The organism is Brassicibacter mesophilus (assembly GCF_050433385.1).
In the GTDB taxonomy this organism is placed as follows: Bacteria; Bacillota; Clostridia; order Tissierellales; family Proteiniboraceae; genus Brassicibacter; species Brassicibacter mesophilus.
This window is the reverse complement of record NZ_JBNPXI010000015.1, coordinates 16,371-30,847: the sequence shown is the minus strand read 5'-3', so window position 1 is coordinate 30,847 and position 14,477 is coordinate 16,371. Positions and strand designations below refer to the sequence as shown.

Below are 14,477 nucleotides of genomic sequence, written 5' to 3'. Positions count from 1 at the left end.
TCCCCTCCTCTAATGATCTAAATGCTCTGATAACTCTTTTAACCCTCTTATTAACCCTTCAACGGTGTTACTTTCCATTTTTATTAATGCATTAAAAATAAACTCGTTTCTTGCTTGATATCTTATAGAATCGATCATATTCTGTCCTTTTTCAGTTAACCTTACCCTGCTAATCCTTCTATCATTTTCATCTTTGATCCTTTCAACTAATCCCTTTTCTTCAAGTCTAGAAATACGTTCAGATATAGTGTTTTGAGCTTTATTAGCTTTTTCAGCTAATTGGCCAACAGTAGGCAATTTTCCATTACTTTTTAAGTGAATAAGTAAATGAAATTGATCTAATGTTAAATTATTCTGCTGCGCTATTTCATGATGCTTTAAATGTATTAAGTCACTTATTTTTCTAATTTGTCCAGTTATTTTTTCAGTTTTATCTTTAATATCAAATTTCCCTCCTTTGCATTTATATCGTATCACGATATTTTAGACACTCTAAATTATAAAACATAATTCGTCCATTGTCAATATTTAGGACTCTTAAACAGAGGTAAAGTATTCACTATCAATATCTAATAATACAGACGGCTTATCTTTGTAATAAATAAAAAGCTTATGCAAAGGTCTTGTAATCGTAACATATAAAAGTTTGATATGAAGCTCATCAGCGATGTAGTTATCTCGAGAACAGTTAAATACTATAACAGCATCAAACTCTAGTCCCTTTGATAGGTATGTTGGGATTACTACTATTCCACCTTTATAAGAGGTATCTTTATCAGTAATTAAATGTATATCCTCATGGACTATATTCTTTAGTAGTTTGTACACAGCCTTACTCTCTTGAGTTGTCTTACAAATTATAGCAAGTGATTTATGACCTTGGTTTTTAAGTTCTTTTATTCTTATAGTTATATCATTTATAATTTCATCTTCACTATTTTTTTGTATAATAAATGGTTTGTCTCCTGACCTTAATACAGGTTCTGCTAGAGTTATATCTTCTTTTCTCCATTTTTTAATAACCTCATTAGCAAAATTCATTATTTCCATAGTTGATCGATAACATTTTCTTAAATTCAGCAGTTCTTTGTCACATTCTGAGAATACGTCTTCCATTAAATCTTTCCAGTTCCCTATACCTTTATATGAGTGTATTCCTTGCGATAAGTCTCCTACTATGGTAAAAGAATCATTGCTGCTAAGCTGCCTCAATATATACATTTGAAGTTCACTATAATCTTGTGCTTCATCTACTACTATGTGATTGTATTTTCCCTTTAAGGACAGTCCTTCAAGTTTCATGTAAAGATATAACAAGGCGGCTAAGTCTTCTCTTTCTATCATTCCTCTATCAAATATACTCTTAGAATAGCTACTTATAAAAGCAATCACATCATCATCAATTTTTCCATCACTATATGTTTTAAGAACTTTATCATCTGATATTAGTTTTTTATACAATGTAATAACATCAAGGTTAGACCATTGACTAAAAAACTGTTTTACAGCTCCAGTCACTGAGCCCTCTAATTCTTTTATTAGGCTATCTCTTTCATCATATAAGCATAATAGTTCTTTTCTAATAGATGATTCATCTTCTACTGGGGCTTTTAGCAGCATTATTTTTTTATCGTATTTCTTAATAATTTTATCTTGAAATTGTTTAACTCTGTCTGATACATTTGATTGAATATATTTTCTTATTCTCTTTGATCGTGGAACAATAGGAAGGTAGCTGTAATCTTCTTTATACATATTGAATATTTCATCATATGAGTATAATGTAAAGTCTTTTATCTTAAAGTCTTTCTTAGGGATGAAGTTTAAAGATAGGTTGTCAACATATCTGTCCATTATCTGCTTAAATATCATGGAGCCTTTAAATAATGAACTTAATTGCAGTTTCTTTCTATATCCTTCAGATAAGTTATTATAGTCTAATAGCTTATAAAATTTTTCCTCAACATCAGCTAATCTATACTCTGTATTTAAGAGAGTCATTGCTAAGTCCTCAAAAGTAGATTGTTTTATTTCTTCAACTCCTAAGTCAGGTAGGACATCAGATATATAGTTTAAGAAAAGATTATTAGGTACTATGATAAGCAGCTTTTCTGCATCGAAAATCTCCTGATATGTGTACATAAGGTATGCAATTCTATGCAAAACAATTGTTGTTTTTCCACTTCCTGCTACTCCTTGTACTATTAATGCCTTACCTTTATCTGCCCGTATAATATCATTCTGTTCACTCTGTATGGTATTTACAATATCCTTAAGTCTATTGTCTTTCTTTTCCCATAGTGCCGTCTGAAGATATTCATCCATGGGAGTAAGTCCCTTGTCAAAAATATTAATTAATTCCTTTTTCTCTATCTCATATTGTCTTTTTAAATTTAAATCTCCTATTATCAGGCCGCCAGGAGCTTTATACATTACTTCCCCTATTTCTCCACTATAGTATAAACTCGCCATAGGAGTTCTCCAATCAATAACAAGTCGCTTGTCATCACTCCTTCTAGTTAAGCTTGTTTTCCCAACATAAAAAGTTTCAAACTCGAATTTCCCAAGCTCCTTAAAATCAATTCTTCCAAAATAAGGCTTCCCTTCAGCTCTTCTCAGCTGATTTAGCTTTCTCTTGTTTGCTTCGTGTATAGTAGTTTTTACTATCATGTCATCACTATAGTTACCGCCTACAGTTCTCTTCAGTTTTACTATCTCTTCATCCATTTTCTCCACTTCATTTGTAAGATAAACTATCTCACCATCCATGCATTCACAAGTATCCTTTAAGTATCTATCCTCTTCACCAAATGCTGGGTGCTTTTTAGCCTGCATAATTTACACCTCCAAAATTCAATTTCTTTTATTGATTATTTATAGTATTTATAAACAGTATATTAATTCTATATAAAACACTAAAAAAAATAAAGCCCATGTTATTCTTAAATAAATAGGACTACTACATAGGAAAAATATTATATCAAATAATCTTTATGATTCTTAATATTATAAAGATTATCTTGCACGTTTGATATTTTTATGCTATAATACACTGAGAAAAGAAGAGAAGGTAATTGTCATGGGACAATTACCTTCTCTTTATGTTATGTAAACCAACTAAGTGTGCTATTAAGTAAGTATTCATATATACAAAAGCTACGACTCCCGTATCGTTTATTATGAATGCTACAAATGAGATAACAAACATAATGTATAGTTTTTTAACCATATAGCTATCTTCATACCTTCCTTTTCGCAGTAATTCTTCTCCATGAGCAAATACTCTTCTAATATAATAAATCTGGCTAATGAAGATTATGCTCCAAGGTGGAGCTATAGACATCAATAATAGCTGTTTAACTTTCTTTATGAACATATCTATGAGCTCATAGTATCCCAATATCTTTATTCTAGCAACTAAGCTTCCAGCATGGCTACTAGATACACTATTAAAATCAAAATAAAGGTTGAATGCAAAAATACCAAACCCTATTCCAATCAATACAAGTAGGTTTTTCTTACTTATTTTTTTATTAAATAGCATTGTATAGATTAGCATTAAAAATAATGCTATAGAAGTAAGATAACCCCCAACATTAGCTCCATATCTTCCAGATAAAGCAAATATCACAATGGGATAATACACTATCAATATTAATAATGAAATAATTTTATTATCAATTCTTCTTTTTAATGCAAAAAACGTAATTATTGAGGTTATCAATAAAACACCCATAGCTTCATTATTAAGTCCATAAAACCTTCCTCCAGCAACTATATTGTTATATCCTATAAATGAATCATATAGAATATCTTTTTTAAAATAGACACCAAGAATAATAACAATATTAGTACATATCGAAAACATCTCAATAGATTTTATTCCCTTTTTACTGAATACCACAGCTAAAGCTGAGGATGAAATAATAAGCACTAAACAGTACAAAATGATATTTCTATGAATATTAAATATTCCAAGTATTATCGATAAAAATATGGTAATTATTATTCCATTCATCAAAATATTATATCTAAAATAGTCATTACGCTTTCTAATTAAAATATCAAATAAAACAAAAAACTGAATAATTATTATAAGTCCATGGAATACATACTTTATTATATTTAAATTTAAGTACTCTAATAAATTATTTCTGTTTTTTTCAATTACTCTTGAACTGCTAATGCTGTTTATTTCATGCCCAATATTTGTATTTAGCTGTATATCATAGATAGCAGCTAATTCTGAAAAAATATCCATATTAGTGACAAGTCCTTCTCTTCTAGTTGAATCACTAGTCAGCATTCCTTCTGCATTATTAGGTGTATAATATATCATAGGCACAAGTGTAGTATTCCATCTATAATTAACATCTCCACTTATATTTTTAGAAAATATAATGATATTGAGCATATCATATTTATTTATATAGTCACTTAGAACTTGAATTCTTTCATTATTTTCATCAATATCATATGAAACTACTAAGACATCTGCGTCGTTTAATATGTCATCCGTTCTGTCAATCAACCAATTGCTTTCATATTCAATTTTATTATCACCGTGATTTATAATACCATTCTTGTCAGCAGCAATAAGTGCAGAAGCGTCATTTCCTATATACCCTACATCTACTTTATTTCTTTTAAGTGTATCTGCTAAAATATCAATCTCCTCAGAGAATCCAGGATATTTATCATCTAGCTCTAATATTATATCTTTATAGCCTTCTATTACTAGCTTACCATTATCATTTCTCTTAACACCCTTAAAAAGCTCTCCTTTTACCTTGACTCTTCTACCAGATGCTATAGTCATATAATAGCTTTCATCACTATTCAGTCCATAAATGCTGCCAGTTTTTGCATTCATAAGGCCTGCTGCTATTTCATTGCCTGTATTCAACTTCTCAATAGTGCCAAAGTCAAAGTTATCTGCTACTATAACAATAGTCTTTCTTACATCATCAGCCACTGCTGGATTATATAAGTTTAAAGTTATGGCTAAGCCTAATATAAATAATAGAATAAGTTTTGTATTTTTAATTCTCATAGCTACACCCTTCAATTAGGAAAAATAGTTTATTAATGATAATATACCTATCACAATACCAAAACAACCTACAACAAATCTTAGCTTAAAATAAGAATCTACCTTGAATTTTTCTCTTCTTATTACTTTTTTATCTTTTAGTAAAGTTTTTATATCATAAATGTCATCTAATATAAGATACATACCTAAAGCAATAAAAAAAATTCCTATGTACAACAAAAAAATCACCTCATTCTCTATTTTATAGTCTAATCTACTTACTAATCTGTTATTCACTAACTATTATAATATGTGTCTCATGTATTATATCATAGAGGATATTATACTATATTTACAATACATTAATTTAATTTTCTAAATTTATTTTTTTAAAGGTTTTTTCATTTCTTTGTCGAACCTTTTAGTCGAGCACAACAATAAGGGGGCTGGAAAAATGAATTTAGCTGTAGTCGGGGCTGGCAAAGGTGGTACAAATATTATTAACTCTTTATCTTCTTTAGAAGATATAAACATAAATATAGTAGTTGATACAAACCTAAATGCTCCTGGCATAGTATTAGCAAAGCAATTAGGAATTAAGTATTCAAAATCATTAGATGACATATCAAATGAAAACGTTCACATGATAATTGAAGCAACAGGCTTAGAAAAAGTAACTAGTATTTTGACTAATAAGTATAGTGATAAGTGTAAAATAATAGATTCTCATGGTGCATTACTGATTATGAGTCTAGTAGAAAAGGACATGATAACTCTAGAAAAAATGAATAAACAAATATCAGCAATTAATGATACATCTAACCTTGTACAACATCATCTGAAAGATATATGCAGTTCAATTGAAAGCATACATATAGTTACTGAAAAGCTATTAACTTCAACAGAAGCATCAAATACATATATATCTGAAAGTGACAAGGTTGTAAAGTATGTGAACAAAATTGCAAATCAAATAAAAATACTAGGTCTTAATGCAAATATCGAAGCTGCCAGGGCTGGTGAGTATGGTAAAGGATTTGCAGTAGTAGCAAAAGAAGTTCAGAACCTTGCTGGGAATAGTGAGAAATTTGCTTCAGAAATTAATGATATATTAGGTAAGCTTTCAGTTGAAATTAGTAATATTAGTAAGGTAATAGAGAATCTTGATACTCTTTCCCAAATTCAAATAGAATCATCTCAACTAGTTAGTACTGCCATAGACACACTAAAAAAAGAAACCGTTTTATAGTACAAAAAAGCTGAAGCATATGTCTAAATTAGACATATGCTTCCTTTTATTACTCCCCATTTCCCCCTATATAGCTAAACTGCTAATACCCTATTTATTTGACTTGCTAAATCTAATAATTTCATATTTTTTGTAGTAACCTTTCCTAGCATGTTTTGTGCTGTATTATATTGTCCCATTTCGCAATAGCACAAAGCTTTATGATATTTAAGGTCTTCGATTATTTTATCTTCTACGTCTTCATAATTTTTTAAAATGCTATGTGAAAGATTAAAATAAATAAGTGCTTGTTTTAAATTTCTTTGATTGTATAATATCATTCCAAGTTTTGCATAAATATCTCCCACATATATGAAATCGTTTTCCTGAGCGTAATAAATAAGTGCATCTAGTAGTTGTGTCATCGCACAGTCATAAAGTTGACATTGTAGAGAGCTTATTCCTTTTAAGTATAGAGCTTTGGCCTTGTATCCCAAAAGTTCATATTTTGATGATACGTATATGGCTTTGTACAAATTCATATAAACCTGATTTAAGCTGAGGTCAAGATTATTTTCAACTTCATTTAGCCATCCTTCACATTTTTCTTTTGCCATATCTTCATCACTTTTAAGTAAGTATGAAGCTTTTATATTTATATCTTTCCCTCTTTGTTTTGCGAGCTCATTTATTTGCTCTGCAAGATACGTAGCATTAATTGCATTGATGGATCTTTTATTGTTTTCAAACATGGATATGTAATTCTTAGAAAACTTTCCTCCAGCTAATTCATCTTGTCTTAGCCTAAGACTCTTTCTTATTTCTTTTAGTCGCTGTCCTGGACTTAAAATGTTTACATCATCCAATTATCTCACCCCTGATTTAATTTTCCCCTATTAATTCTATCACATTTTCTATAAAACGTATAATGTTTTTTGTTAATTTACGACATTATTTATCAGAACAAAGACTTAGCTAATCCTTTCTTCCATCCAAATATGTATATCTTCAACAATATCGTCTTTTTTATCCTCGTTTATAATTTCATGATATAATGATTCATATATTATAATTTTCTTATCATCTGACTTGATAACATTATAGAAATTTTCGGAAGCTTGCTTTGATACAATTTTGTCATTGGCTCCATGAAGAATTAAGCAAGGATAATTATACTCACTCATGTTTTTGTTTAGCCACTCTATCCCTTTAACTAAGAATTCAACATAAAACTTTAGTGTTGCATATTTTAGGTTTAGTGGGTCTTCCTTATATGCCTTGACAACATCTTGGTTATGACAAATCATATTATCAAGTGAATTTTTCACTTTTATTCTTGGTACTATTTTATTTAGCACCCTAAATAAATTACTTTTCACGCCTGCAACTTGAGGTGGTTTCATCGTAGCGGCACCTGATAATATCTGTCCTCTTAGCTTTTCTTTATATCTAATACCATACGCTGATGTAATGAATCCACCCATGCTATGCCCAAACATAAAAATGGGAACTGATGGATTTTCATTTTTAGCCATTTCAACAATAGCGTCTGCATCAGTTATAAAATAATTAAAGTCCTGAAGATGTCCCTTTTTACCTCCAGATCTTCCATGCCCCCTATTATCGAATCTATACACGCCATATCCAAGATCATTTAACTTGTCTTTAAAATATTCATACCTACCAAGATGTTCTGCGAAGCCATGGACTATTATTACAATTGCCTTTGCTTGTTCAGGTATATCTTTCTCATAATATATAGCAGTACCATCATAAGCCATTATTTCACCTTTTATAGCTTCAACACTTAGCATCATCCCCCCCCTTTCATCATAAAATATAACTAAATTGCTATATAATACAATTATATAGCAATTTAGTTATAAAAATAAAGAATTTTATTAATTTCAACATTATTCTCATTCTTTATAAAATATCTGCTGCTAATTGTGCAAGTCTTGATCGTTCTCCCTTCACTAGGTTTACATGACCTGCTTCTTTGTAACTTTTAAACTTTTCAACAAGATACGTTAATCCATTGCTAGTAGAATCTAAATAAGGATGGTCAATCTGCTCAGGGTCGCCAACTAATACTATCTTACTTCCTTCTCCAACTCTAGATACAATAGTTTTTACTTCATGTTTAGTTAAGTTTTGAGCCTCATCGATAATAATAAATTGGTTTGGTATACTTCTCCCTCTAATAAATGTCAATGCTTCAACCTCTACTTTTTTTAGTCCTATCAATATATCCTGAACGTTTCCCTTCTTATATGTGCCAAAAATATAGTCTAGATTATCATAAATTGGTTGAATCCAAGGTCTAAGCTTATCATCCTTGTCTCCTGGTAAAAATCCTATTTCTTTACCCATTGGAACTACTGGTCTTGCCACTAACAGCTTTTTATACAAACCAAGCTCCTCGGTTTTAAGAAGTCCTGAAGCAAGAGCCAAGAGTGTCTTCCCAGTGCCTGCTCTTCCAGTAAGAGTAACTAGTGGTACCTCATCGTTTAACAATAACTCCAAAGCCATCTTTTGTTGGGCATTCCTTGCTCTTATTCCCCATGCATCTCTTTCACTGAATTTAAGCAACTCTAATTCATTTTTATCATTATTATATATAACAATGGCAGACTTAGATGACCCATATTCGTCCTTCAAAATAAAAAATTGATTAGGATAAAAATATATATTTGGTATTTTGTTGTTAATTGAATCTAGGTATCCATTTGCATATATTTCATCAATAACTTCTGGTCTAGTAGCTACCATCTGATAGCCTAGGTACATATCATCTAGCTGAACTATCTTTCCTTTAAGATAATCCTGAGCTAAAATTCCTAATGCATCAGCTTTTACTCTTACTAGTACATCTCTACTAACTAATATAACCTGGGCTCCAGAATTATTCTCATATTCTTCTTTCTGAAGATTAAGTGCAACTGCTAGTATCCTATTATCATTTGTTATTTCACTAAAGAATTCTTTTACACTCTCTATATGCTTATGATTGAGCTCAATTCTCAGACTCCCTCCACTTTCAAGCTTGACACCTTCTTGCAGTTTACCTGTTTCTCTTAATTTATCTAGAATTCTTGAAACACGTCTAGCATTTCTTCCTAACTCATCTCCTAATCTCTTTTTACCGTCGATTTCCTCTAATACTACTGTTGGAATTATTACATCATTATTTTCAAATGAAAATATTGAACTAGGATCCTCTAACAAAACACTTGTATCCAATACAAATATTTTTTTCAAAGTTACGCCTCCCAATAATTGATGTTAATAAATAATATTCTAAAACCAAAAAAAAATTGCTAGTATTATACTAGCATTTAAAAGTTATTAAAATATTATCATTATGTAAATTTTTAAAATTCTATTTCCCAGCCATTTTTGATAAAATTCTTTTAAGCTCTTCCGGAATATTTCTTTCTCTTATATAATAACTCTTTTTTATATTCTTTTCTGTTTGATATCTTAGAATATAAATTCCTTTTTGATGATCTGTGACAATTTTATCCTTAGGTATGGTTTTTTTCTTTTTACTATAGAACATAACTAATGAGATGTTTTGTTTATCAGCATAGACTATTTTAGGATAAATAGCTATATTAACAGTACAAATAAAAATAAATAGGATTCCTAATACTAATAACAAAAGCCACATAGAAACGTTTCCTTTTGATAGATTGAAAACTGAACCTGCAGTAAAAAAAAGCCATGCGAAAATATAAAAGACTAAAGCATAAGATATGTTTTTGTTTACCTTGAATTCCTTCATTTTTAGCCACCTTTCATATCTGGTTTAATCAATACTAATATGCAATATACACTATTGTATCTATAATAAGCTGAGCCTGTTTCTTTAGTTTTTGCTTATCTATCTGTACAATCTGATCCTGCCTCATACCTGAATATTGATACGTTTGTTCTAATCTAATTCCATCAATTAATATTCCTGAAGCTCCATCTATCTTAAATTTACTTACATCATCATTATTAACAGTTAGTTGATCATTGAAAATATTCATACCTAATTCATCACTTCTATCCTTAACATATTTCACATAACTATATGCTTCTTTAGTACTAGAAGTTATAAGTGATGTATCTATATATATATTATCATCTTTAGTACTTAAACCAAAGTAGTTTAGATAAAAATAAAATGTATTTCTATCCATTAATTTATTTAATGAAAATATACTTGCACCTTTAGATTTTAATTTTGACGAGTCTATAAACGCAAAAACAATTGTTTTTTCAGGTTTTTCCCCATGTTCAGAAAGTTTTTTTGCTATTTCTAATATAGACGCAATAGAACTCCCATTTTCATATATTCCTTTGTATTTCCCACCTTTATCAAATCCCAAATAGTCATAGTTGGTTACTAGTACTATTGGATTTTCACTGTCATTACCTTCAATAATAGCACCTATATTTTTACCTGTTATATCTCCAACAATTTCTGCATCTATTTTAAGAGTAATATTTTTACCCACACTTTCTATCATTCTATCAGTTACATCCTTTGTTGCATTAATAATATAAGGCTTTGCACCCCATCGTTTCTTGACATCATTATTTAGTTCCACATTCAACAGCTCTGGTAAAACCTTATACTCAAAGCTTTGATTATCAGTAACTGAGATTATAATTCCTTGTATAAAGTATTGATTACCTAGTTCATATACTTTTTTATTAAACTCCTGGCTGTCTTCAATATTAAGCACTGCAAAATATTTTTTATTAGTATCAAATTCTTTACTTTCATATTGAGCTAATGTCAATATTTCACCTGATATTTCATTAAGTACATTGTAATTTTTATAATTAGTTAAAACACCTGTTGGTTCAAAAAGTATCTGATTACTATTAAAATCCTCTTTATATTCAAATCTAAATAACTCTTCTTCTGATTTATCTGTCACTATAATATTTTGATCATTAATAGTTCCTAAAGGTGATCCTATATCATATTCATCTATATAGCCCTCATTATATAGAGGTTTTAAATTATATTCCTTTAATTTACTTTCGATATAATTTGCAGCTTCATCTCTACCTTGTGTTGAAACTAGTCTTCCAGAATATTTATCTGATGAAAACTCATCAACGTGGGCAAATATTGATTCTGCTTCTAGCTCATATGGACTCTTAGGTGGTGGAATAAGTGGAACAACTATAATTAATAAAATAACAAGTGTTTTTATAATAGCAGAATTCTTACGTTTTTTGAAATTCTTCATTTCATAAATATATGTTTTTGGTGATAAATGGAATGCACATCTCTTAATCCAAGTAATAACCATTGAATCTCTTTTACTAATCTCATATTGCAGTCCTTCACCTAAAAGGTTAAATCCAGTAATACTTATAAGAAAAGCTGCAGCAGGAAATAGTGCAACCCATGGTTTCATAGCAGTTATTGCATACCTAGCTGAAGCAAGCATGCCTCCCCATTCTGGATTATAGCTAGGTAATATGGCTAGTTTTAATAATCTAATGGTCTCCATATCGTGCTTATTCTTCCCCACATAAACTTCAAAAACCCCTAGTTCTGCCAACATAAGAAGTGCCTTACTCATCTCTAAAAACGCATATACAATAATAGATGCGGTAAGGTGCGGCATTACATTTTGTACCGCTATAAGAAATTTGCTCTTTCCTATTGCTATTTCACCCTGTATAAAATCCTGACTTAAAATATCTTTAATCCTGTCTTTTAAAATACTTGCAAGTCTACCCCATCCTACAAATGTAAGTACTATAGCAAAAGCTATAATGGATTCCGACAATTCAAGCATTCTTAATTGCCTAAAATTAAGAATTATTATACTTATTATCAAAGCAGGTATTGTACTGAATACAGTTGAAAAAAACCGTATGATGACATTGCTAATTTTCCCTCCAAAACCAGCAAAAAAGGCTAAAGGCAAGGCTACTAAAAATCTGAAAGCTGTAATCAAAAGTGCTATCTTCAGAGTTATACTAGCACCAGCAACAATCTGACTAAATATATCTCTTCCAAGTATATCAGTCCCAAATAAGTGCGATTCACTTGGAGGTTGAGGAGGAGTCTTAATTGTCATGACACCATCTTTATAGGTTGGCTTTCCTAAATCAACTCCATAGGGATCAAGTTTAATAATCTGTTCTTCAAATATAACTAATGAAAGAACAAATATTACAATTATCGTGCCAAATATCAATGGATAATTAAGGCGTTTCATTGGAGCTCCTCCTTTCTACATAAAAGGCAAGATACATAGTGTCCAGGAGAAACTTCGACCAACTCTGGTTCGTTAATTTTACACACGTCCTTACAATTTGGACACCTTGGATGGAATGCACAACCAGAAGGTCTATTTATTGGACTAGGAACTTCTCCTTTTAGAATAATTCTTTCTCTATTCGCATCTGGATTTGGATCTGGAAACGCTGAAATCAAAGCTCTTGAATATGGGTGTTCAGGGCGGTTGTATATACTATCAACATCACCTATTTCAACTATTTTTCCTAAATACATTACGCCAACTCTATCTGACACATGCTTAACAACATTAAGACCATGTGCTATAAACAAATATGTTAGATTAAACTCCTTCTGTAGATCTTCCATTAAATTTAATATCTGTGATTGAATCGAAACATCAAGAGCTGATACAGGCTCATCACATAATATAAATTTAGGTCTGGTAGCAATTGCTTTAGCGATACCTATCCTTTGTTTCTGTCCTCCACTAAACTCATGTGGAAACTTTCTAGCTGCGAATTTTGATAACCCAACAAGCTCAAGCAACCTGTTTACCTCTTTAGATACCTCAAATCTAGACACAATTTTATGTATAATAAGGGACTCGGCTAAAATATCTTGTATAGTCATTTTAGGATCTAGTGCGCAAGAAGAATCTTGAAATATTATCTGTAAATCCTTTCTTAGTTTCCTAAATTCCTTATCGCTATATTTCTGAATATTAACGCCATCTAAGAGAACTTCTCCATTTGTAGCAGATAATAGCCTTAATATTAATTTGCCAGTAGTACTTTTGCCACATCCACTTTCACCAACAAGTCCAAATGTCTCTCCCTCAAAGATACTGAAAGAAACTCCATCTACTGCTTTTATAATATTGCTCTTATTAAAAAAAACACCTTTTTCTATTGAAAAATATTTGGTCAGATTTTTCACTTCTATAAGTGGTATTCTTTTTTCCATCATTTCACCACCTCGCTATGTCTCCAACATCTTACAGAATGGTTATCACTTATTTTAATTAATTCAGGTCTATTTTTTTCACATATACCAAGCCTCTTATCACATCGTGGATAAAATTCACATCCATCTGCTTCAGATGATAGGTCAGGCACACTTCCTTCAATAGTATATAGCTTGCTTTTTACTTCATTCATTCTTGGAATGCACTTCATAAGTCCAACTGTATAAGGATGCTGTGGGTTAAAGTATAACTCTCTTGCTGAAGCTATCTCTCTGATTTTTCCAGCATACATTACAACTATTCTATCTGCCATTTCAGTTACTACCCCTAAGTCATGAGTTATCAGAAGGACAGATGTTTCATATTCGTCCTTTAACCTCTTTATCAAATCTAAAACTTCTGCTTGAATAGTAACATCGAGTGCAGTAGTCGGCTCATCTGCTATTAGCAGCTTAGGATTACACATAAGTGCCATCGCAATCATAACTCTTTGCCTCATTCCTCCACTTAGTTCATGAGGATAAGCATTGTATCTCTGTTCAGGTTCAGGAATTTCAACCTTCTTTAATAGCTCTATTGCTCTGTCCCTTGCTTCTTTTCCTGAAACAATTTTATGAATGGTCAAGCATTCTTTAAGCTGATATCCTATGGTAAGTCTAGGGTTAAGCGAGTTCATTGGTTCTTGATATACCATAGAGATCTGATTTCCTCTGATATGTCTTAACTCTTTTTCTGTCATTTTTAATAAGTCTTTTCCTTCAAACATTATTTTACCAGACTTTATTTTCCCTGGCGGTTGAGGAATAAGTCCCATTACTGATAACGCAGTAACGCTCTTTCCACTTCCAGATTCACCTATTAGAGCCACTACCTCTTTTTTCCTTATATCGAAGCTCACTCCATTAACTGCATATATAGTTTTATCTTCAATTGTAAAATATGTATTAAGATCAATAATATCTAATAGTTTTTCACTCACTCCAATACCTCC

General features: G+C 30.7%; 12 protein-coding genes. 1 reads left to right on the top strand and 11 read right to left on the bottom strand.

Going from position 1 to position 14,477, the window contains the following annotated elements:
* Positions 1–9: 9 nt before the first annotated feature.
* The 4 genes from HNR33_RS14910 to HNR33_RS14895 all read right to left on the bottom strand — a co-directional run bounded on the left by HNR33_RS14910 (position 10) and on the right by HNR33_RS14895 (position 5,329).
* Positions 10–477: a MarR family winged helix-turn-helix transcriptional regulator gene (locus HNR33_RS14910; RefSeq protein ID WP_429084760.1), complete on the bottom strand. Its 468-nt coding sequence runs from the start codon at positions 475–477 to the stop codon at positions 10–12.
* Between the two features lie 60 nt (positions 478–537).
* Complete coding sequence (helD, locus tag HNR33_RS14905) at positions 538–2,835, bottom strand: RNA polymerase recycling motor HelD (protein WP_429084758.1); 2,298 nt, start codon at positions 2,833–2,835, stop codon at positions 538–540.
* Between the two features lie 253 nt (positions 2,836–3,088).
* A complete protein-coding gene (locus tag HNR33_RS14900; protein WP_429084756.1) occupies positions 3,089–5,053 on the bottom strand; it encodes a hypothetical protein in 1,965 nt (654 codons plus the stop codon).
* 15 nt (positions 5,054–5,068) lie between these two features.
* Positions 5,069–5,329, bottom strand: a complete 261-nt coding sequence (locus tag HNR33_RS14895; protein WP_429084755.1) for a hypothetical protein — start codon at positions 5,327–5,329, stop codon at positions 5,069–5,071.
* A gap of 157 nt (positions 5,330–5,486) precedes the next feature.
* Here HNR33_RS14895 and HNR33_RS14890 point away from each other — a divergent pair, with 157 nt between their 5' ends.
* On the top strand, positions 5,487–6,281 hold the full coding sequence (locus tag HNR33_RS14890) for a methyl-accepting chemotaxis protein (RefSeq protein ID WP_429084753.1): 795 nt from the start codon (positions 5,487–5,489) through the stop codon (positions 6,279–6,281).
* 74 nt (positions 6,282–6,355) lie between these two features.
* Here HNR33_RS14890 and HNR33_RS14885 read toward each other — a convergent pair whose 3' ends face one another.
* From HNR33_RS14885 to HNR33_RS14855, 7 genes are all read right to left on the bottom strand, one after another.
* Positions 6,356–7,126 carry a helix-turn-helix domain-containing protein gene (locus HNR33_RS14885; protein WP_429084752.1) on the bottom strand — a complete coding sequence of 257 codons (771 nt, stop codon included), beginning with the start codon at positions 7,124–7,126 and terminating at the stop codon, positions 6,356–6,358.
* A gap of 105 nt (positions 7,127–7,231) precedes the next feature.
* A complete protein-coding gene (locus HNR33_RS14880) occupies positions 7,232–8,074 on the bottom strand; it encodes an alpha/beta hydrolase (protein WP_429084751.1) in 843 nt (280 codons plus the stop codon).
* A 112-nt stretch (positions 8,075–8,186) separates the two neighbouring features.
* A complete protein-coding gene (locus tag HNR33_RS14875; RefSeq protein ID WP_429084748.1) occupies positions 8,187–9,521 on the bottom strand; it encodes a PhoH family protein in 1,335 nt (444 codons plus the stop codon).
* A gap of 121 nt (positions 9,522–9,642) precedes the next feature.
* Positions 9,643–10,047 (bottom strand): hypothetical protein, encoded by a 405-nt coding sequence (locus tag HNR33_RS14870; RefSeq protein WP_429084747.1) that lies wholly within the window; start codon positions 10,045–10,047, stop codon positions 9,643–9,645.
* A 34-nt stretch (positions 10,048–10,081) separates the two neighbouring features.
* On the bottom strand, positions 10,082–12,499 hold the full coding sequence (locus tag HNR33_RS14865; protein ID WP_429084745.1) for a M28 family peptidase: 2,418 nt from the start codon (positions 12,497–12,499) through the stop codon (positions 10,082–10,084).
* Entirely contained in the window at positions 12,496–13,485 is a 990-nt protein-coding gene (locus HNR33_RS14860) for an ABC transporter ATP-binding protein (RefSeq protein ID WP_429084743.1), read from the bottom strand. Before HNR33_RS14860 ends, HNR33_RS14865 begins: the two co-directional genes overlap by 4 nt.
* On the bottom strand, positions 13,485–14,465 hold the full coding sequence (locus HNR33_RS14855) for an ABC transporter ATP-binding protein (RefSeq protein ID WP_429084741.1): 981 nt from the start codon (positions 14,463–14,465) through the stop codon (positions 13,485–13,487). Before HNR33_RS14855 ends, HNR33_RS14860 begins: the two co-directional genes overlap by 1 nt.
* Positions 14,466–14,477: the final 12 nt, after the last annotated feature.

Bases quoted from the DNA above. Each gene is read 5' to 3' on its own strand.
- helD (WP_429084758.1), bottom strand. From the start codon at position 2,835: ATGCAGGCTAAAAAGCACCCAGCATTTGGTGAAGAGGATAGATACTTA.
- HNR33_RS14900 (WP_429084756.1), bottom strand. From the start codon at position 5,053: ATGAGAATTAAAAATACAAAACTTATTCTATTATTTATATTAGGCTTA.
- HNR33_RS14890 (WP_429084753.1), top strand. From the start codon at position 5,487: ATGAATTTAGCTGTAGTCGGGGCTGGCAAAGGTGGTACAAATATTATT.
- HNR33_RS14880 (WP_429084751.1), bottom strand. From the start codon at position 8,074: ATGCTAAGTGTTGAAGCTATAAAAGGTGAAATAATGGCTTATGATGGT.
- HNR33_RS14870 (WP_429084747.1), bottom strand. From the start codon at position 10,047: ATGAAGGAATTCAAGGTAAACAAAAACATATCTTATGCTTTAGTCTTT.
- HNR33_RS14865 (WP_429084745.1), bottom strand. From the start codon at position 12,499: ATGAAACGCCTTAATTATCCATTGATATTTGGCACGATAATTGTAATA.
- HNR33_RS14860 (WP_429084743.1), bottom strand. From the start codon at position 13,485: ATGGAAAAAAGAATACCACTTATAGAAGTGAAAAATCTGACCAAATAT.